The 19425-nt window shown below is 37.0% G+C and carries 22 protein-coding genes; 2 read left to right on the forward strand and 20 right to left on the reverse strand.

Translation table 11 applies throughout. The features are described 5' to 3' along the window. Positions 1 to 22: 22 nt before the first annotated feature. Positions 23 to 601 (reverse strand): PhnA domain-containing protein, encoded by a 579-nt coding sequence (locus HW347_RS14990; RefSeq protein ID WP_214612571.1) that lies wholly within the window; start codon positions 599 to 601, stop codon positions 23 to 25. Positions 602 to 878: 277 nt separating this feature from the next. Here HW347_RS14990 and HW347_RS14995 point away from each other — a divergent pair, with 277 nt between their 5' ends. Next, entirely contained in the window at positions 879 to 1979 is a 1101-nt protein-coding gene (locus tag HW347_RS14995) for a DUF4407 domain-containing protein (protein WP_214612572.1), read from the forward strand. A 4-nt stretch (positions 1980 to 1983) separates the two neighbouring features. Here the strand turns inward: HW347_RS14995 and HW347_RS15000 are convergent, their stop codons facing one another. The 17 genes from HW347_RS15000 to HW347_RS15080 form a co-directional block, all read right to left on the reverse strand. Next, positions 1984 to 2331: an Hpt domain-containing protein gene (locus HW347_RS15000; protein WP_214612573.1), complete on the reverse strand. Its 348-nt coding sequence runs from the start codon at positions 2329 to 2331 to the stop codon at positions 1984 to 1986. A gap of 188 nt (positions 2332 to 2519) precedes the next feature. Beyond that, positions 2520 to 4340, reverse strand: a complete 1821-nt coding sequence (locus HW347_RS15005) for a DUF5060 domain-containing protein (protein ID WP_214612574.1) — start codon at positions 4338 to 4340, stop codon at positions 2520 to 2522. A gap of 77 nt (positions 4341 to 4417) precedes the next feature. After that, positions 4418 to 5419 (reverse strand): metal-dependent hydrolase, encoded by a 1002-nt coding sequence (locus HW347_RS15010; RefSeq protein WP_214612575.1) that lies wholly within the window; start codon positions 5417 to 5419, stop codon positions 4418 to 4420. Between the two features lie 25 nt (positions 5420 to 5444). Continuing rightward, positions 5445 to 7217: a MutS-related protein gene (locus HW347_RS15015; RefSeq protein WP_214612576.1), complete on the reverse strand. Its 1773-nt coding sequence runs from the start codon at positions 7215 to 7217 to the stop codon at positions 5445 to 5447. Positions 7218 to 7259: 42 nt separating this feature from the next. Continuing rightward, a complete protein-coding gene (locus HW347_RS15020; RefSeq protein WP_155595539.1) occupies positions 7260 to 7619 on the reverse strand; it encodes an MmcQ/YjbR family DNA-binding protein in 360 nt (119 codons plus the stop codon). Positions 7620 to 7636: 17 nt separating this feature from the next. Continuing rightward, complete coding sequence (locus tag HW347_RS15025; RefSeq protein WP_214612577.1) at positions 7637 to 8170, reverse strand: GNAT family N-acetyltransferase; 534 nt, start codon at positions 8168 to 8170, stop codon at positions 7637 to 7639. A 4-nt stretch (positions 8171 to 8174) separates the two neighbouring features. Further along, complete coding sequence (locus HW347_RS15030; protein ID WP_214612578.1) at positions 8175 to 8573, reverse strand: Dabb family protein; 399 nt, start codon at positions 8571 to 8573, stop codon at positions 8175 to 8177. Between the two features lie 27 nt (positions 8574 to 8600). Then, positions 8601 to 9224 carry a DUF4230 domain-containing protein gene (locus HW347_RS15035; protein ID WP_214612579.1) on the reverse strand — a complete coding sequence of 208 codons (624 nt, stop codon included), beginning with the start codon at positions 9222 to 9224 and terminating at the stop codon, positions 8601 to 8603. Between the two features lie 2 nt (positions 9225 to 9226). Then, the gene (locus tag HW347_RS15040; RefSeq protein ID WP_214612580.1) at positions 9227 to 9577 is read right to left on the reverse strand and encodes a DUF4260 domain-containing protein; all 351 of its coding nucleotides are present in this window, start codon (positions 9575 to 9577) and stop codon (positions 9227 to 9229) included. Further along, entirely contained in the window at positions 9574 to 10341 is a 768-nt protein-coding gene (locus HW347_RS15045; RefSeq protein ID WP_214612581.1) for a cyclase family protein, read from the reverse strand. The genes HW347_RS15040 and HW347_RS15045 overlap by 4 nt, the downstream gene beginning before the upstream one ends. Positions 10342 to 10444: 103 nt before the next feature. Then, the gene (gene hemW, locus HW347_RS15050) at positions 10445 to 11578 is read right to left on the reverse strand and encodes a radical SAM family heme chaperone HemW (protein WP_214612582.1); all 1134 of its coding nucleotides are present in this window, start codon (positions 11576 to 11578) and stop codon (positions 10445 to 10447) included. Positions 11579 to 11603: 25 nt separating this feature from the next. Then, a complete protein-coding gene (locus HW347_RS15055; RefSeq protein ID WP_155594871.1) occupies positions 11604 to 11969 on the reverse strand; it encodes a four helix bundle protein in 366 nt (121 codons plus the stop codon). 66 nt (positions 11970 to 12035) lie between these two features. Further along, the gene (ruvC, locus tag HW347_RS15060) at positions 12036 to 12590 is read right to left on the reverse strand and encodes a crossover junction endodeoxyribonuclease RuvC (RefSeq protein WP_214612583.1); all 555 of its coding nucleotides are present in this window, start codon (positions 12588 to 12590) and stop codon (positions 12036 to 12038) included. A 10-nt stretch (positions 12591 to 12600) separates the two neighbouring features. Next, positions 12601 to 13071: a hypothetical protein gene (locus tag HW347_RS15065; RefSeq protein ID WP_214612584.1), complete on the reverse strand. Its 471-nt coding sequence runs from the start codon at positions 13069 to 13071 to the stop codon at positions 12601 to 12603. A 130-nt stretch (positions 13072 to 13201) separates the two neighbouring features. Further along, positions 13202 to 14341, reverse strand: coding sequence for a tetratricopeptide repeat protein (locus HW347_RS15070; protein ID WP_214612585.1), 1140 nt, complete (start codon positions 14339 to 14341; stop codon positions 13202 to 13204). Positions 14342 to 14344: 3 nt separating this feature from the next. Further along, positions 14345 to 16312, reverse strand: coding sequence for a M56 family metallopeptidase (locus HW347_RS15075; RefSeq protein WP_225901938.1), 1968 nt, complete (start codon positions 16310 to 16312; stop codon positions 14345 to 14347). A gap of 28 nt (positions 16313 to 16340) precedes the next feature. Next, positions 16341 to 16712 (reverse strand): BlaI/MecI/CopY family transcriptional regulator, encoded by a 372-nt coding sequence (locus tag HW347_RS15080; RefSeq protein WP_214612586.1) that lies wholly within the window; start codon positions 16710 to 16712, stop codon positions 16341 to 16343. Positions 16713 to 16923: 211 nt separating this feature from the next. Here HW347_RS15080 and HW347_RS15085 point away from each other — a divergent pair, with 211 nt between their 5' ends. Then, a complete protein-coding gene (locus tag HW347_RS15085; protein ID WP_214612587.1) occupies positions 16924 to 17439 on the forward strand; it encodes a DUF456 domain-containing protein in 516 nt (171 codons plus the stop codon). Between the two features lie 88 nt (positions 17440 to 17527). Here HW347_RS15085 and HW347_RS15090 read toward each other — a convergent pair whose 3' ends face one another. Both HW347_RS15090 and HW347_RS15095 read right to left on the reverse strand, forming a co-directional pair. Further along, positions 17528 to 18082 (reverse strand): nitroreductase family protein, encoded by a 555-nt coding sequence (locus tag HW347_RS15090; protein ID WP_214612588.1) that lies wholly within the window; start codon positions 18080 to 18082, stop codon positions 17528 to 17530. A 47-nt stretch (positions 18083 to 18129) separates the two neighbouring features. Next, complete coding sequence (locus HW347_RS15095) at positions 18130 to 19287, reverse strand: homogentisate 1,2-dioxygenase (RefSeq protein WP_214612589.1); 1158 nt, start codon at positions 19285 to 19287, stop codon at positions 18130 to 18132. Positions 19288 to 19425 lie beyond the last annotated feature (138 nt).

Raw genomic sequence — 19425 nt, forward strand, 5'->3', positions numbered from 1 at the left:
TAAAACTGATTCCCCTTTTTATTTATATTTTTTTAACGTACTTGGTAATTATAACCGTCATAGTTGGTCCTACTTTACCTTCTATATATTCTGCATTCTCACGGTCTAAAGAAATTCTACGTACCGCAGTACCTTGCTTGGCAACTTGGCTAGACCCTTTAATTTTTAAGTCTTTTACTAAAACAACGCTATCTCCGTTTTCTAGAATTACGCCATTTACATCTCTATGAATAATCTTATCAGCCTCTGCTAAACCTTCTCCTGTTGCTTTTGCCCAGTCCAAAACTTCTGGCTCTAAATACATCATTTCTAAAAGATCCTTAGGCCAACCTTCAGACTTTAATCTAGATAACATTCTCCAAGCTACAACTTTCACAGAGTCATACTCGCTCCACATGCTATCATTAAGACATCGCCAATGATTGGCATCCATTTGTTCCGGATCCTCAATTTGAGTACGACAAGTTTCACATGCTAAAATACTTGAATCTACTCCACTTATAGAAACTGGTTCCACTTCAAAAATTTCTAAGTTATTGGTTCCTGTACAAAGTTCGCATGTGGAGCCACTACGTACTTCCAAATCAGCTAATACACTCATTATTGGTTGTTTTAAAAACAAATTTACATCTTTTTGATGGGGTGGTCAGGCTTTTCCAAAAGAAACAGGATTGAGCTATACGATACATGTACGCTTTGCAAGAAAACAAACATTCACTTTTCGCTGCTATCCCTAACGCATCAAGAGGTAATCTGTTCTAGAAATAGTGTTAAACCATAAACTAGAGGCTAACATTCTGTAACAAAAAAAGTTAACTTACGTCATATTCATCATCAATCAGCCCAGTAATGGGTATCATCAAAAAAAATCGGACATCATGGTACAGCAATTTTTTATCCTCTGCTCGGGGGCGGACACCTTCATTCTAAAAACCTGTTCACAAGGGGAACAGAACAAGTACGCCGGTATTGGTGCGACCGTATTCTTTACGGCACTCATGGCCTTTATTGCCAGTAGTTATGCGCTTTATACTGTTTTTGACAATGTATACACGGCTACTTTCTTTGGTCTCATTTGGGGACTTTTAATTTTTAACCTAGACCGCTTTATTGTCTCCACCATAAAAAAACGAAACAACTTTGGCAATGAGCTTTTACAGGCGGCACCCCGTCTTGTATTGGCCATCATCATTGCTGTGGTCATCTCTAAACCTTTGGAAATGAAAATTTTCGAAAAGGAAATCAATCAAGTTCTATTGGAGCAAAAAAATGAAATGACATTGACGAATAAAAACCAGTTGGCTTTACAGTACACTCCAAACATAGAAAAGCTGAATACAGCTATTGGTGTTTTAAAAAGTGAAATCACTTTCAAAGAAGCAGAAACCAATGCACTCTACACCACTTACATTACAGAAGCCGAAGGTACTTCTGGCACTCTAAAGTTAGGCAAAGGACCTGTGTATGAAGAAAAACGCGAGAAGCACGATGCCGCTTTAGCCGAGCTTCAGCAATTAAAAGAGAGCAATAGTGAAAAAATAATCGCCATCGAAAATCAGATTTCTACTTTAAATGCGGAGTATTCTGATGTGGTTAAAGATTCACAACCCGTAATAGATGGTTTTGATGGACTTATGGCACGCATCAATGCATTGAACGAGCTACCTTGGTGGCCTTCGTTCTTTATATTTCTATTGTTTTTGGCAATTGAAACCTCCCCTATCATCGCTAAACTATTATCACCAAAAGGTACTTATGACATTAAGCTAGACGAAGAGGAAAGTATGGTCAATACTTGGGCACGACAAAAAATACAGCAACGCGAACAAATGCTGTTAGCAGACACGGCATTGAACGAAAAGATTTATAATGAGATCAAGAGAGAAGAAGAGGTATACGCCTACAAAAAGAAAAAAGCAGAGGAACTATTAAAACTACAAGCCGATGCTTTTAAGGGTATTCAAGTAAAGCAATTGTAAAGTATTAATCTAGTAGGTCAAGAAAGACATTTATCCTTTTTAAAATCTTTTTAAAGTCTTCGTCAAGACTGGCATCTCCTGCATGTAAACGTTCTTTATGCTCTTCTGCAAAAATGAATGTTTTTTGCATGCCCAGGACACTGATCTTATATTTTAATTTGTGAACGATTTCTGCTGCAGCTCGGGGTTCGTCCAATTTTATATGATAGAGATATTTACCAAGATCCCAAGAAAATTCGGATTTTAAAAGGGTTACAAACTTTTGTTCGAATTCAGCATCACGAACCCCTACGAGGTTTTCCACGTAGTTTAAGCTTGGCCTTTCTCCTTTATAGCTATCAAAATCCTTCATAAAAATCCGCCTCTATTTAAGCTTACCCGTTCGTAATTCAGAGTAAATAAAGGTAAGAATTATAGTACGGTTATTTTTTTGTTTGTTGTGAAACAGTCAAAAGAATACATCATCAGCTAATTAAAAGATGTTTGTTTTTAAAAAAGCTTTGAATTATTATCAAAGTATCAGATTAGGTGTGTATTAATCTAGCGCTTTATCAGAACAATCCAGTCTTGTTCTTTGTCCTTAGGAGGTGTGCCCAAATCTACTTTACTACCCCCTTGTAATTTTAAAACGGAACCCAGCTGTAAACTTCCACCATTGAGAGGGTCAAACCAACTTACTTCAAAATCACCTTCGGTTTCACTCAAATCTACACTATAGTTACCTTTCTTAGGTAAATAAACCGCATAGATCTCTCCTTCTTTCCGGTAACAGTAGGCCTCTTTAGAATTGATTAAACTATGTTGGGCCTGCATTTCCCAATAAGGTAAATTCTCCTGAAAAAAGTCTAGGGCATGTTTGGTCACTTCCCATAAGCGGTCTCTGGTACGCCAATCTTCGGTATTAAGATCATGGTATGTATTATTAGCTCCAAAATACCACTCCACACCTGCAGCACCGGACAACAAAGTTCCCCAGAGCACATAACGACGCAATGAATCATGATTACCATCTAATGAATCTGAACGCGCGCCGGTATGCCACATACCTATCTCATCCATAGTAATCATCCAATCATGACCTGCTTCGCGTGCTTTTGTTTTCCAAGTTTCCACTACTTCCGCAGCACCTTCTCGTTTGTCTACCTGTAAAGAAATACCATCCAAATCCTTAAAACCGACTATTGAATCCAAAATGTTTGCACGGGCCGGTTCATGGCTATGGGTATGTAAAAGTACAGGATGGTTATAGGGGTCTATTTCTTTGAGAAAAGAGGTCATAGCTCTACGTTGTGCATCGTTCTGTGAGACAGGTGTAAACTCAGCATAACCATTCTCTTCTCCTAAATTAAAATTCATGGCCAAATGGTGTCCAAAACGTGCCATAAGCTCACGAAGATACAATTGGCGCATAGGACCTGTATTACCCTTATCTAACATGGTTTCGTTCTCCGTTTCCTGCAACACCATATGTAACAATATGCCCTTTGCCTGCATATGTTTGAAGACTATTTCCCATTGCTCTAATTTACTAACGTCAAAACGGGTAAAATCATCAGGGTTGACATAAGGCCATACATCTTTTCCATCCCCAAGAATGTTTAAGGTTAAGAAATATGCTACGTTCATTCCCTTTGAAGACAAATAGTTCAATGCCCCAATAAGCGCCTTGCCTTTGCCTTCTTTCCACGTTGGGTCACCATTATTCCAATCTTGTAAATGGGGCGTGTAACGATGTAGCTGTTCATTTGTCTTGGCTTCTCCTTTACTCTCCGAACTTTGCATACGGTAGGTGCCATCAAAATCTTCATATCCTAAAAGATTTTCAGGGCTATCTGCACCTCCTTTAATCCAATATTCACCAGAATCCTGAAATCGGAAATACCCTTTTGAATTCACCAACCGCCCTTTTGACCTAAAATCTGGACTTTTCTTATCTGATGCCACTACATTAAACTTGCCCATAGCATTGGTCAAACTTATCTCTTCACCCTGTAACTTATCATTAGAAAGCGCAATGGAATCTCCATGTTGTAAAGTTGCGGAATAGCTCCACTCCCCCATTTCACTTGGAGAAAAACGCGCTTGCCAAATCTTACCCGCTTCAGCACTACTCTCTGCTGCATCACCGTCTGCAGCATAAAAACCACGAACCTCATACCTTTTATCACCATTAGCAAACTCAACGTTTAAACGATAATTTAAAAACGGATTATCATCTGCTTTTTCTGAAGTTTCAGGACCTTCAAAAGATAAAGTGATTGTATGCCATCTTTGGTACTCCGTTAGCTTTTCCTCCTTCTCTTTTTCTGTACATGAAACAAAAAGAAAAGTGGATGCAATTAGGTATAGAAGTTTTTTCAAGTTGAAGCGGTTTTAATGAATTAATACTTAAAAATAGTCAAATGGAGAACAGTTCTAACACGTAGATTACAATTTAACTAGTTGCCCCATATCCGAAGCCACAGTGCATTTAGTAACCGTTTGGCATCTACTCGGGTTTTTGGCATTTCATGAACTGCAAGTCCGTTTTCAGTTGGCTCAAGTTCATAAGTAAAGGCGAATTGTGTCTCTTTTGGGTCTAAACTTATAAGCCCAAAACGAAGGTCGTTAAAGAAAAGCTTGCCGTCCTTTTCAGATATGGTATACCAACCTTCCGTTATGCCAATGAGCCGCTTTACCTTATCATCAGATTTTAAATCACCCAAAAGTTGATGGTTTTTAGGATAGGATGTAAACTTGATATCCTCGGTATCAAAAAAAGAATAATCTCCTATTAAATACGCATCGCCAGCATCTACATTAGCAGTCCACAAAATAGTATTGAAAGGTGCGGGGCGGGTATCTACACTTTCATAGGTTACCCCATGTATTTCTAAACTATGCACAAACTCTCCGTATGCAAACCACTTTAGAATTAAAGAAGTTACTAAATATGCTGTACTAACCGTCAACCCTAATCTATTGTATCTTTTTCGTTTTGGCGATGTTTTAGGTTGGCGCATGGCCATAATCACAAAAACAATAAAAGGTACGGTGTACAGAGGGTCTATGACAAAAATATTCTGAAATGCCAATCGGATTTTAAGAGGCCAAAACAATTGAGTGCCCCAGGTGGTAAACGTATCTAGAACGGGGTGCGTAAAAAGCCCCCAAAACATTAACCAAGACCAATCCTTAAAAGTAGCCTCACTCTTCCGTTCTATTTTGGAAATTAGCCAACCAAATATTGGCGCAAAGAGTATGGAAAAGAAAATAGAGTGACTAAAACCCCGATGCATTTCCGTTGCGGTAACGGTATCAAAAAAGAAGCGCGCAATAACATCCAAATCAGGAATGGTACCTGCAATAGCCCCATACAGCATGGCTTTGTTACCTACCTTCTTTCCTAAAACGGCTTCACCGACAGCAGCACCTAATACTATTTGAGTTAATGAATCCATTTATTGACTATCGTTTAAACTATTCTTATTCTACAATTTGCATCTTCTTCAATAAGAACGATGCATTCATATTCTGACAGATGCCATCTTTAAACTTATAATCAAAATGAAGCTCATCATCAATGATTTCTGCATCAAAATAATGGTTCTCTACTTGTGGTAAAGTATTGGCCACTTCACATAAACTTAAATCGTGAGTAGCAATAATCCCTGTAGATTTAGAAGCAACCAATCGCTCAACAAACTTGCGGCTTCCTTCTGCCTTATCTGTACTATTGGTTCCTTTTAGGATTTCATCTAAAACAATAAAATAACGGTCTTCTTGAATTTCATCAACAATGAATTTCAATCGTTTTAATTCTGAAAAGAAGTATGATTCGTCATCCGTTAATGAATCCGTCGTACGCATACTTGTAATCAATTTTATAGGCGAATAGTCTACCTTCTTGGCACAAAGTGGAAGTCCCATATTAGCCATAACAATTTGTAATGAAACCGTCCGTAAGAACGTACTCTTACCAGCCATATTGGCTCCGGTAACAATAAAAAACTGTTCGCGGTCTATTACAAAATCATTCAAAACACTCTTTTCTGGATTCAACAAAGGGTGACCTGCTCCAATGGATTTAAGAACTGCTGCGTCATTATTGATATTCGGGAAATTGTACTCTGGATGATTAAAAGTAAAATTACCCAAGCTATTGTAGGCATCAAAAAACGCGATGGTATCAAACCATTTTTCTACAAAAGCCCCGTGTTTGGCAATCCATTTTTCTATCTCGTAGCAATGCGTTAATGTTCGTAGAAAAAAGCCATTACCAAAAAAGAGATAAATAATGTTATTATTCTTATCTAAACTGTTCAATTGCTTTGAAAATTGGGCTATGATTAAAGACGTTTTTTCTTTATCTCTAAGCACATTACCTCGTAATTCTTTTAAATAATCCGAAGTAAATTCAGTTTCCTCTATTAAGTTCAACAACTTATTATACTGCTGAAAAGTGCTCTGCACTTTTGAAGCATCACCACCCAAATTAGTGATTTTCTTCATATACATTCCGGTAACACCCATACCCACCACAAGCCAAACCACCAAAGCCGACTCTGGTGCCAGATCTAGAAAATAAAGTGCAAACAAAATCACGGAGATTGCTGAAAAAACGAGAGGTAGATAACGCATTATTTTAGGTACGAAAGGAACGTAGTTCGTTAGCCAATTTACAATAGTATCCGTCTTGCCTTCTGCTTGCGTTAAAGATGCTATTGCAGAAAAATTCTGCCGCCACTCGGGCATTTCCCCTAATTCTTTAATAGCTTCCTGTTTCTCTACAATCCCATCTATGGTATTCGCTTTAAACAAACCAGCAAAAGTCTCAGCTCCCTGTTTTAAGGCTGTACGGTTGGCATACTGAAAAAATGACCCTCTACCAAAAAGGTCTATATCTTGACTGAAATAATGTAAGGGGTCTTTAAACTCATCGCCTTCTGGTAAATCGTGAAAGTCACGATCTAATACTTTCAGTTCCGTTTGGTTAATATCTAGCAAAGCCAATAACCTATCTCGTTTGTACTGGAGCGTTGCATGTCTCGTTACTAAAAAGAGAAAAAGCACAACGGTGACCAATATTACGCCCATAACCCATTTGGCATCACCAAAAAACCAATATATAGCAAAGCCTGCCACACCAAAGATGGCTAAACGCAACATGCTTGAGGCAAAGAGCTGTTTCTTTATTTGGGATAATTCTTTGGTGTATTTTTCAATTTCACCACTATAAAAAGATTTTAATTGCTGCATAATACCCGACAAGAATTTTAAATAAAAATACTACGAAATGATTCACGAAAGTGCATCATACTCCGCTTTAAGCTTTTTAGTGAATTTGGAAATAACTAAATCATAAGAATGGTCTATGAGTTCAGTGATTAGTTTAGGTGGCAGACTGTCTAACAGAAGCGTATTCCAGTGTACTTTGCTCATATGATAGCCCGGTATGATGTTGCCATCAAACTCTTCACGAAGTTCAATAGCCCTCTCCGGATCACATTTAAGATTTACTTGAGAAGGAAGACGCTCTAACGCACAAAGGGAAAACATCTTGCCCATGACTTTAAACACCAAGGTTTTCTCATCAAAAGGAAACTCTTCGGTTACTCCTTTTTTGGCAATGCAATACTCACGAAAAAGCTCAACGTTCATCATTTTAAATCGTTCTTTTACTTGTTAGTCCTTATCAACTTCTCCATTGATGACCAATAGTATCTAACTTTCAAAATTGGTTTATCGCCTATATCAGTACCTTCTACAGTCTCTAGTCTTTCACCGCCACAAGAATCATAAAATCCTTGTGCTGCCTTGTTGTTCTCCAGCACCCACAAATACATACCTAAGCTGGATGGGTTCTTCAACACCTCTTTAGCAACCAAAGACATTAAGTGTCTACCGACACCCATGCCCTGTACATCTTTTGAAACATGAAGATTATCTAACAAGGTACCATAGACTGCATGATCTGATATGAAAATACAGGCAAAACCTACAATGATACCATTGCTATCCGCAACGACTACCCGTTGTTCAGATATAGGGTTCTCAAGTCTTTTATGCCAAACTTGCTGACGCTCAGAAAGAGCTAAATCATCTAAGTAAACGTCGCTGAATGCTCCGCGATAGTTTTCTTGCCAACTCTTAGCGTGTAATTGAGCAATTGCCATGGCATCTGCTAATACAGCAGACCTGTATGCAATCATAAGCTTATTGTACCCCTTTTGAATCGTAAACGATTACTTTGTCCCATAAAGCACTAGACTCTTCAATAAACACTTTATGAGGTGCTTCATCTTGGTAGTTCTTTTGTGCTTCTGCAGATTCAAAAGTTACGATTAGAGAGTAGGTAAACGACCCATCTACCACATCACGACTAGCCTTTGGTGGCATACCAATAAAGCTTGTTTTAGCGTATTGCGAGTTATCCAAAAACTTCTGAAGCGACTTTTCAAACGTAGCACGATCTGCCTTGTTATCAGGATTTTTAAACCAGAAAAATACGGTATGGGCAAAATGGGGATCAAATTCTCTCATGTCATTCTTTGTTTGGCCATTAGCGGTAATGGCAAGTGTTAAAAATAATATTGCAAGGGTAAGTGTTCTCATAATTATGGTTTGAATCGTATAAATGAATTAATCTTCCAGCATTTCTTTTTGCTTCTCCGTAATCTCTAAAGCAGTATAATCTAATTTCCAACCAATGGTCTCCACTATTTTTTCAATGAGTAGAACCGCTTGAATAGCCTCCTTTTTGGCTGTTTCCATCAATCCGCTTTGAGGAATTTTTTCACGAATATGTTGTTTAGCCTCTTTATTGAGTAACGTTAAATCTTCCGAAGAAAAGAAGTTGAACATGCCACTCTGAATATCATAAAACTGAATATCTGGTTCTATGGATAAAATTTCAGGTTCTGGAAAATGAGTTAGAATAATTCTTTTGTTCTCATTGTCCGCCTTTATTTTTACCTTTTTAAGGTCATAACCAATATGGGCTTTGGCATTGATGACTAATAAGGCTTTTTTCTTACTGCTCACCAAACTCATGAACCGCTCCTTAATATTCTCATAGCGGTAGATTTCTGCAAAATCTCCTTCTACAGAAACCAATTTGCATACACTCTGTATTTTATCTACAAGTACCGTAGATTGGTGTTTGGTCAATTCTTTATTTTGCCTTTGTCTAAAAAGAGAATACACCCAATACATAAGGATAGCACCTAAAATCAGACCCAAAAAAGTATCGAAGATATTATCCATTTTTATTTTCCTATTTCCCCTAAGTGGGTAAATTTAAATCCTTTGTCATATTTAAGGCCATAACCAAAAACACGATCCATTGCAGCATGCGAAAATAAAACAATCCCAACTAACTGCAATACAGGTTCCGAAAGATACGCCCCAATTAAATAGATGACAAGAGCAATGCCTTTATGATGAAAAACATTGTAAAATATAGCTCCCGCCTTATTCCCTAAAAGATATCCTAACATGCCTATATCTGGCGTTAATAGTAATAGCAAAAACCACCACCATGCATAAGGTAAAAGACTAAAAAGATACATCCCAAAAAAGAACATAACCAACTCCTCAACCTTTAGCAACTTTATCATTTAGGAGTGACTTTATTTTGAATAACCCTATAAAGCACAGGCCTACTGGGACTAGCATCATTTTCAAAAGGAGCCACCTGCAGGTTTAGAATATAGGTTCCGTCCTCAATAGAGTTTGCCACATAAATAAATTCCGTTATTGTAGCGTTCTTACGAAGTTTACCATTAAAGTTCCAAAATGCCTTGTGAGCTACTAACGCTCCATTATCTTTTTCTTTATCTACAGAAGGAAGATCTACAAGTAAGTGATTCACTCCTTTTTCCACCAAAAACTCAGCTGCTTCTTGCGTTAGATAAGGAGGATTTGAATGCGAGTATTGTCTTGACTTTTTTTGCTTCATGTTAGGCAACGTACGGATAACGACCGCTTCCCGTTTTTTGTTCCCCAAAGCGTACTTCAGTTGTTTCTTTGATATAATAAGGTCCTCATCAAACATTTCCGGAGCTACGGTAATCACTTCCGAGAGAAAGAAATATTGCTTTAGATTTTTATTGACCGAGTGAAATTCTTCGGTAATATGCCCAACACATTCCGTATGTGTACCATGAGCATGCGGATTGAATGAAATATCATTAAAATTGATGGAAGCTCCTTCGGACACTTTACCTACAAAACCTGATTCTTCGTGAGCCTCAATTTTAGGAGGCGCAACATACCATGCATTTACATTTTCCTCTCCACCTTTAATAGCTACTGAAATATCTAAAGGTTTAGAAAGGTCTATTGGGTAATTTTTTGTCCTATGTTTTATAGTGGCAATCATAAAAATGTATTCTATTTTTAAAAACGACTTTGGCTCGTAGATAATAAAAAGCCAGATGACCGTATTCGGCGACTAACGCTTGAGCCTATTTTCACTTCTATTTCTACTTCAAATTTACCATAAAAAGGTCGGATGCGAGACCGTCAGCTAAAAAACGCCCCTTTTTAGTGGTCAGTAGCGTATCATCTTTAATATGCAACAATTCATCTTTCAGGTGCTTCTCTGCCTGCATTAAAGCATATTCATGATATTTCTCACCAAAATCAGATGTAATTCTAGAAAGCGATACCCCCCAGATGGTACGAAGGCCAGTCATCACATATTCATTATACGTATCGGTAACGGATAGTGTTTCAGTCTCTATTGGAAGCTCTCCTTTTTCTATCGACTTCAAATACTTTGGGTTATTATTAATGTTCCATCCTCTACGCACACCATCATACGAGTGTGCAGACGGACCTATACCCAAATACTTTTTCTGTTGCCAGTAAGCTGTATTGTTTCTTGAAAAATAACCTGATTTTCCAAAATTAGAGATCTCGTAGCTTTCAAAACCAGCTGCTTCCAAAGTTTCGGATAGAATATGAAAGTGCGCTTGGGCCACCTCATCATCTACATTTTTGACCAAGCCTTTTTTAATAAAACTTGCGAGTGCCGTATGCGGCTCAACAGTGAGGGCATAACTGGAAATATGAGGTATCCCAAAAGAAAGCGCTTTGTCTATATTTTCTTTCCAGCGCTCGTTTGTCATGTCCGGCACGCCGTAAATTAAATCGATAGAAATATTATCAAAATAAGCGGTTGCCTCCCTTATACAGTTTTCCGCTTCAGTAGCGTTATGTGCACGATTCATCAACTTCAAATCTTCTTCAAAGAAAGATTGAATACCAATACTTAAACGATTAACGAGGCTCTTAGAAAGGGCAATTATTTTCTCCGTTGATAAATCATCTGGATTGGCCTCCAAGGTAATTTCAGGATTTTCAGAAACGTCATAATTCTCATAAACCGAATCAATAATAGATTGTATTTCCTTAGTTTCCAGCACACTGGGCGTTCCTCCTCCAAAATATATAGTTTCTACCACCTCATCCTTAAACTCGTCTTTACGTAATAAGAGTTCCTTCTGCAAAGCAGCAACCATTGCCTCTTTCTTCCCCATTGAAGTAGAGAAATGAAAATCGCAATAATGACATGCCTGTTTGCAAAAAGGGATGTGAATGTAGATGCCGCTCATTTTTCAGTGTTCAGTGTTCAGTGTTCTATTTTGCTCCAAAATTGGCTGGGTTTCGCATCATATATTGAATTAATTTCCCAACTTCATCACTTTGCGCTACACACTCACTAAAAGTTTTCTCATCTATATATTTACATGCTAAAGAAAATTCTAGCCATGTTTGTGTTTCCGAATTTTCCGCATCACTATCAGTTAACTTACTAATAAAATGTTTAGGATAAAGTCGCTTACGATAAGCTTCTGCAATATTGGCACTAACACTTCGTGAAGACCTTCTAATTTGATCGGTCAAAGAATATGTCTCGGTTTTAGGAAATGTTTTCGATATCTCAAAAATCCGCATTGCTAAAGCAAAGGACTTTTTATAAGCCAATAAATCTTGAAACCTCATATAATTCTATTCTACAAACCAATTACTGCCTACTGAATACTGCTCACCAACCACAAAACCAGCATCCTACTTCTTCACTCTTGAACTATTCTGCTTTACAAAAGCATCCCAACCAGAATACCCTTTACCAACATCTATTCTACCCGAGTTATAGAAATGACAAACAGCGGCAGCAAGACCATCTGTACTATCTAAATTTTTAGGTAGCGTTTTTAGTCCCAGTACACTTTGAAGCATTTTGGCTACTTGTTCTTTACTGGCATTACCATTACCTGTTACCGCCATTTTTATTTTCTTTGGCAAATATTCCGTTATGGGAATTTCACGCGAGAGTCCTGCTGCCATGGCCACACCTTGGGCACGACCTAGTTTAAGCATAGATTGTACGTTCTTGCCAAAGAATGGGGCCTCAATAGCTATTTCATCAGGGTGATACGTATCAATAAGTTCTATGGTGCGTTCAAAAATGAGCTTTAGTTTTACGTAGTGGTCGCTGTATTTTTTGAGCATCAGTTCGTTCATTTGAACGAACTCCATTTTTTTACCTACCACTTTTATGACACCGAAGCCCATAATGGTAGTACCTGGATCAATACCGAGTATAATTTTTTCCGTTGCCAAATGATTTGTTTTATTGCAGTACTATAGGAATTCTAAATTTTGCCCTAACGGGAATGCCTCTTTTTAATGCGGGTTCAATCTTGGGTAAACCGTTTAGGCAATTTTCAATCTGCTTGTCAAAACCAAGAAGTTGAGTTTCTGTTATATCTCCTTTATCAATATTTAAAAGAGAGATTGCTCCTGAAGCCTCCATTAAAAAGTCGACAAAAATAGTGTCTTTTACTGCTTCTTGCACCACAAAATCCGATTCTTCTAGTGTTTTGGAAAAGTGCTTCAACAGCGTTGCCATAAAGCATTGTTTCTGCTCTTGTTTAGAGGCAGTTTCATCGCAATCGGCAAAAAGAGGATATTGATCAACATCTTCCCAATCAATACTTAGTATTTCTTTGTTGACCAATTCTTGAGTTTTCTTTTCCCTTGAAGCCGACCAATTACATGCCGTAAGCAGGAACAAAAAACATAAAATTGTGAGGTTTCGCATTGCCCTTAATTGTAGGCTGAAATTACAATTTTTTGTGGAGGTTTGTGCTATGAATCCTTATTCACAAAGGGAAAATACCTCAAAAGAGCTATTTTTTATCAAAAAAGGCGAATTTGAAAACAGAGACGAATTATTTTACATCATAATGAATTTCCTCCTTTAATTCGGAAATCCGTTTGCTTACAATCTTTGCCATGTAGTCATTTTTCTTACCGAATCGCTCGTTAAATTTTTCGTAGTACGTTAATTTAATTTTGGGGTCTTTGTAATACCGATCGGCCACCGTACATACATTATGATAAACCAGTGCATCATCTGGATCTTCTTGGTGAGCCAGTTTATAGTATTTTAAAGCCGTTTTAATATCATCTTTATCTCTGGCGATTCCTGCTAAAGCGACATATTCCCTTAACAGAAAAGGCTTTTGAATTACAATAGATTCTTTAATATAATATTGGGCACTATCTATTTGTCTGTCCTTCCAAAACACCTGACCTAAATTAAAATAGGCATTGGCATTTTCATTGTTCAATTCCAAGACTTTTCTATAGTTTGTTTCTGCCTTTTCAAACTCCCAATCTTTAAAGAAGCAATAGGCTAGTTTTTCATAGACATATTCTTTATGCTCGCCCAATTCTATTAGCTTTTCAAAATAAGGAAGCGCTTTAACATACTCATCGTTGTTATAATAGGCCAGTGCTTTTAAGTTTATTAATGCTACATCATTTTCATAGAAGCGAAGTCCTTTGTCAATGAAAGTTAGTGCCGAATCCTTTTCACGCTGTCCAACATAGTACTTCCCCAATTGAAACAAACTTCTCAAATGAGTACTATCTATTGCTACAGCAGTTTTATAGGACGCCAAACTATGCTCACTCTCCTTTTGCTCACGAAAAGTCTCACCCAAATAAAAATGATACTCAGCATTGTCATTTGTAACATTGGTAAGATCTACAAAAAGTTTTTCTGCACTTTTAAAGTCTTTGGTTTTTAGATAGAGCTTCCCCAATTCAAACCTTGCTATTTGAAGCAATGCATCCTGAGACAACACACTTTCATACTGTGCTATGGCTTTTTCATAATTACCAATGGCGTTATAGGCCCTTGCAATTTGCAAAGCAGAAGTAATAGAACCAACCCCAGCATACTGGTTTATGGCTTTCGTATAATTACCTGTAGCATATAGACTATCCGCTAATGCCGAAGTCGTAGCTTGACCTTCTGCCGTAATACAAAAAGTAAGCAAAGAAATATAAATTAGGGTTTTCAAATCTTATCTAAGTTTAAAGGTAATAGGTATAGAATAAGGTACGTTTACCTCTTTTCCATTGTTTTTACCTGGGGTCATTTTAGGTAATTTAGAAATAATGCGTTCTGCTTCTTTCTCCAAAGATTCATCAGGCCCTCTGGTTGAGATATGGGTAACATTACCATCTGTATCCATTAAAAAAATAACGTTCACCCTGCCCTGAATGCCTCTTTTCTGAGCGTCTTGAGGAAACCTGAAATTTTCAGATATATGTTGATACATACTTTTTTTAAAGCAATCTAGCTTATCATCTGAATCTTCACAACCCGGAAAGACAGGTGGGTTTTCAACATTTCTAAATGCCACGGAATTTCCATAAGCCATTTGTGCCTCAGCAGACAATTTGGCTATTTGCTCCTGTTGCATCTGCACATAGTCCGCGTCTGCTGCAAATGGATTGAAGCCTGCTTGTTCTAATCTAAAAGATATAGGAATTGAAAATGGGACATTCACGGTTTTACCATTATAAGAACCCGGTGTCATACGTGGCAATTTTTCAATAATACGAACCGCTTCATTTTCTAATAATTCATGAGGCCCCCTTTTGCGAATATTAGTAATTGAACCATCTTCATCAATGGTAAACATAATACTCACCCTACCTTGAATACCTTGTCTCTGAGCCTCATCCGGATATTTAAAATACTTTCCTATATGTTCCTGCATATTTTGCTGAAAACAAGCTTTTAAATCAATTTCATTTTCACAACCCGGAAAAATTGGTGCTTTATCAATATATTTAAATGGCACTAAATTATCTTCTTTGTAGGCTTTCTTCCAATCGTTAGGTTCTCCTGCAGAAGGCATAAAGTTTTTTAATGATTTTGACCGACCATTTGTATTGGTTATGGTCATTTTAGCCTGAATTGGTTCATTGTTAATTCCCGAAACAAAAACTTTTTCAGTAGTACTTTCAAATTTTATCGAGTTTTCTAAGTCTTCTACCTTTAGAGTCCATGCCTCTTCTGAATTTGTTAAAGCTTTTAATCTTGTATACACTTTGGCTTCCTCTTCTTCAGATAGATTTTCAACGCTACTAACCGTTATGACATCTTCATTTGTAACCTCAGCTACTTTATTGTTATTCTCACATGAAGCATAAAATAACATGCCTAGCACCAAGGGCAACAATGCTAAATACTTTAATTTGAAAACCGATTTTGACTGTGATTTTTGTAACATGACGATTCGTTTTTTGATTAATGATGATTTAAAAAAGTGATTGATGAATGATATATTTTGAGTTTGGAATACTTGGGAAAGCAACAATTGATATTGTTCATTTTTATTCCGTTTAGCCACTTTTGCATCGGCGATGAACTCGTGTAATTCTGAAATTCTACTTTGATAGACGTAAACCAATGGATTAAACCAACCTACAATACGCATGAGCTCAAAGAAGAGCAAGTCCCAAGTATGACCTTGCTTTATATGAACCAGCTCATGGGCTATAATATTGGTATAATCCGTTTTTGAAACCTTATCCCCTATAAAAATAGACTTGAAAAAAGAAAAAGCCATATTACTATTAGGCACCAATATTTGGGTGAATTCCTTAAAACTAATCTTGTCACCTTTTGCCCTTAAAAGATATAATTGGCGCAGCTTGTACACCAACAGCAATGTAGAAACCAATGCTCCTAATACAAATAAGACCATTTGCCATGAAATATCTAATCCCGTAGGCTCTTGAGCACCTACAACAACAGCAGTGTTTACTCCCCACAGAGACTCTCCATATTCAATATAAGGCTGATCCACCGTAGTTTTGAACGCTTCAATCTTTACCGAAGGCAACACCAGTGATACAATGAATGTGGTTAAAAGATAAAAGCGATTCCATTGAAAAAAGGTTTCTCGTTTTAAGAAAAAATCATAAATAACAAGAAAAACCAGTTGAAAAGCGATGCACTCCAGGATATACTGTATCATCAAAATCTGTTTTAATAATTCTTTTAATTTACTCTTCCGGCTCAGCAGGTTTTTTAATATCTTGTAAAATAGATTCTAATTCAGTAAGGCTCATATCGTTCTTCTTCATAAAGAAAGAGACCATGCTTTTAAAAGATCCTTGAAAATATCCGTCTACCAGCTTATTAATGCTCTGATTGCTGTAATCAGATTTCTTCACAAGCGGAAAATAGAGATACCCCTTACCCTCCTTCTCATGATTTACAAAACCCTTGCTTTCTAAAATTCTAACGATTGTTGAAACCGTGTTGTAAGCTGGTTTTGGCTCTGGCAACTGTTCTATTATTGTTGCCACATTACATTTTTCTAGCAGCCATAATTGCTGCATTACTTCTTCCTCTGCCTTTGTCAACTGCTTCATTTAACTAAGTATTTAGTTCATTCTCAAAACAAATATAACTAAAACATTAGTTTAAACTAATGTTTTAGTTCAAAAAAATAAAAATAGTATACTCTTTTCATCAATATTACTAATACCCTAACAGTCAGATTACAATTCAAAAACAACCAGATAGCAGACCAGAAAGATGTAACAAAATGTACTTATCTTCGTCAAACAGGAAATTGACTAAATGGATATTGTATTACTTATTTTGGGTTTCATTTTTATGCTCGTCGGAATTTTAGGCAGCTTCTTGCCCATACTCCCCGGACCACCTATTAGCTGGGTTGGTCTTTTATTATTACACCTCACAAAGGCAATACCACCAGACAGTTGGTTTTTAGGAATTACTGCCGCTTTGGCTCTTGTTGTTTTTGGATTAGATTATGTAATTCCTGCTATGGGAACAAAGAAATTTGGTGGAACAAAATATGGAGTTATCGGCACCACTCTAGGACTGTTGGTTGCCCTATTCTTTCCTATTTTAGGTCCGTTTGGTATTATAGTTTGGCCTTTTGTTGGTGCATTGGTAGGGGAATTATTGAATAAAGCCGATGGAAAAACAGCCACAAAAGCCGCTTTCGGATCGTTTCTGGGCTTCTTGACCGGTACTTTTATGAAGTTCCTGATTGCTATAATTTATTTCGGTCTTTTTATTTCTAAGGCTTGGAATTATCGACTTGAATTGTTTCCATTTTTAAGCTAATACATATAAAATAGAACAAAAAAACCTTGCTCCAAGAGCAAGGTTTTTTTGTTTTTAAGTAGTAAGCTGAATAAATTCTAATCAATTTCTAGTCCATCCAAACTACTTTATCTTCTATTGGCGTTCTTACGCCTTCAGGAATTTCTTCATCAGAATATCCCATGTAAAAAAAGCCTAGACAGGCTTCACCATCGTTCATTTCAAAAAAATCATTCATGTGTTTTACCAATCCCGGTGAGCTCCAATAAGAACCGATGCCCATTTCTGTACAGCATAACCACATATTCTGAACAGCCATAGCTGTAGCGGCCACTTCTTCCCATTCAGGAATACTTTGCACTGGATCTCTTTGCATACAAATGGCAATAATAGCCCCTGCACGTTTTGGATTTTCAATCAGTTTTTTAGCTTTGAACTCCTTTGGATTCGGTTCATTTTCTAAGTACTTTAAAGAAAGAAACAATCCTAATTTCTCTTGAGACTCCCCTTGTAAAACTCTAAACCTCCATGGTTCGGTTTTCTTATGCGTAGGTGCCCAATTAGCAGCTTCTAATATTTTTTCAATATCTGCTTTAGCTATAGGCTTATCATTATACTGGGCCGGAAAAACCGATCGTCTATTTTTTATAAGGTCAAAAATCACTTATTCTATTTTGTTTAATTTCTAATTCAGTTTCAAGTAAAAATAATTTACTCTAACCAGCTTTTATAATACTTACCATCATCAATATCCATTGCCTGTTGGGTTAATTTCAACGGCTTAAAGGTATCAATCATTACAGCTAGTTCTTCAGTTTTAGTTTTACCTATACTAGCTTCGTATGTTCCTGGGTGCGGACCATGAGGAATACCAGCAGGATGTAAAGAAATACTCCCTTCATCAACACCTTTTCGACTCATAAAATCTCCATCTACGTAATAGAGTACCTCGTCAGAATCTATGTTAGAATGATTGTAAGGTGCAGGAATAGCCTGCGGATGGTAATCATACAATCTGGGACAGAACGAACACACCACAAAGGCACTAGTTTCAAACGTCTGGTGCACTGGTGGCGGTTGATGAACACGCCCCGTTATGGGTTCAAAATTATGAATAGAAAAGCCATAAGGAAAATTGTATCCATCCCAACCAACAATATCAAAAGGATGCGTGGCATAAGTCATATGATGCAGTTGTCCTTGCTTCTTTACTTTGATTAAAAACTCGCCTTTTTCATCATGAGTCTGTAGATTTTGTGGCAATTTAAAATCTCGCTCACAAAATGGTGAATGCTCCAAATGTTGACCAAAATAGTTACGGTATCTCTTTGGCGTATATATAGGATGATAGCTTTCGGTAATCAATAAACGATTGTCTTCTGTATCAAATTCAATCTGATATATTATCCCTCTAGGAATTACCAAATAATCTCCATATTCAAAAGAAATCTCACCTAAAATGGTCTTTAACGTACCAGAACCTTTGTGAACAAACAAAAGCTCATCTGCATCTGTATTTTTATAAAAATAATCTGTTAGGGATTTCCTTGGAGCAGCGAGCCCTACATGCACATCATTATTGAAAAGCATGGTTTTACGGCTTTCCAAATAATCATCTTCAGGCTTTACTTGAAAACCTTGAAGTAACCTAGATTTTATATTGTATTCCACAGCGGCCCTAGGCGCAACATCTAACGTCTTACCCACTTCTTTTACTTGCGTAGGCCTATGTAAATGATAGAGCAAAGAAGACATTCCATCAAAACCAATAGTACCGAACAATTGTTCATAATGTAAGGTGCCATCTTCCTTTTTGAAAGTGGTATGTCTCTTTTGTGGAAATTTTCCCAGCTTGTGATATAAAGGCATGTAATTTTCTTTAAAAATCTTGTTTAAAATTACGGTTTTTTTATCGATATCGCATATTTCACCCTTTTTATAAACGGATGAAATCATCCCAAGAACGCAAATTTCTTAAAATGAAAAAAACGTTATAGTAACGCATTT

Source organism: Zobellia barbeyronii, from assembly GCF_018603515.1.
Taxonomy (GTDB): Bacteria; Bacteroidota; Bacteroidia; order Flavobacteriales; family Flavobacteriaceae; genus Zobellia; species Zobellia barbeyronii.

Bases quoted from the DNA above. Each gene is read 5' to 3' on its own strand.
- HW347_RS14990 (WP_214612571.1), bottom strand. From the start codon at position 601: ATGAGTGTATTAGCTGATTTGGAAGTACGTAGTGGCTCCACATGCGAA.
- HW347_RS14995 (WP_214612572.1), top strand. From the start codon at position 879: ATGGTACAGCAATTTTTTATCCTCTGCTCGGGGGCGGACACCTTCATT.
- HW347_RS15000 (WP_214612573.1), bottom strand. From the start codon at position 2,331: ATGAAGGATTTTGATAGCTATAAAGGAGAAAGGCCAAGCTTAAACTAC.
- HW347_RS15010 (WP_214612575.1), bottom strand. From the start codon at position 5,419: ATGGATTCATTAACTCAAATAGTATTAGGTGCTGCTGTCGGTGAAGCC.
- HW347_RS15015 (WP_214612576.1), bottom strand. From the start codon at position 7,217: ATGCAGCAATTAAAATCTTTTTATAGTGGTGAAATTGAAAAATACACC.
- HW347_RS15020 (WP_155595539.1), bottom strand. From the start codon at position 7,619: ATGAACGTTGAGCTTTTTCGTGAGTATTGCATTGCCAAAAAAGGAGTA.
- HW347_RS15025 (WP_214612577.1), bottom strand. From the start codon at position 8,170: ATGATTGCATACAGGTCTGCTGTATTAGCAGATGCCATGGCAATTGCT.
- HW347_RS15030 (WP_214612578.1), bottom strand. From the start codon at position 8,573: ATGAGAACACTTACCCTTGCAATATTATTTTTAACACTTGCCATTACC.
- HW347_RS15035 (WP_214612579.1), bottom strand. From the start codon at position 9,224: ATGGATAATATCTTCGATACTTTTTTGGGTCTGATTTTAGGTGCTATC.
- HW347_RS15040 (WP_214612580.1), bottom strand. From the start codon at position 9,577: ATGATAAAGTTGCTAAAGGTTGAGGAGTTGGTTATGTTCTTTTTTGGG.
- HW347_RS15045 (WP_214612581.1), bottom strand. From the start codon at position 10,341: ATGATTGCCACTATAAAACATAGGACAAAAAATTACCCAATAGACCTT.
- hemW (WP_214612582.1), bottom strand. From the start codon at position 11,578: ATGAGCGGCATCTACATTCACATCCCTTTTTGCAAACAGGCATGTCAT.
- HW347_RS15055 (WP_155594871.1), bottom strand. From the start codon at position 11,969: ATGAGGTTTCAAGATTTATTGGCTTATAAAAAGTCCTTTGCTTTAGCA.
- HW347_RS15065 (WP_214612584.1), bottom strand. From the start codon at position 13,071: ATGCGAAACCTCACAATTTTATGTTTTTTGTTCCTGCTTACGGCATGT.
- HW347_RS15075 (WP_225901938.1), bottom strand. From the start codon at position 16,312: ATGATACAGTATATCCTGGAGTGCATCGCTTTTCAACTGGTTTTTCTT.
- HW347_RS15080 (WP_214612586.1), bottom strand. From the start codon at position 16,712: ATGAAGCAGTTGACAAAGGCAGAGGAAGAAGTAATGCAGCAATTATGG.
- HW347_RS15085 (WP_214612587.1), top strand. From the start codon at position 16,924: ATGGATATTGTATTACTTATTTTGGGTTTCATTTTTATGCTCGTCGGA.
- HW347_RS15095 (WP_214612589.1), bottom strand. From the start codon at position 19,287: ATGCCTTTATATCACAAGCTGGGAAAATTTCCACAAAAGAGACATACC.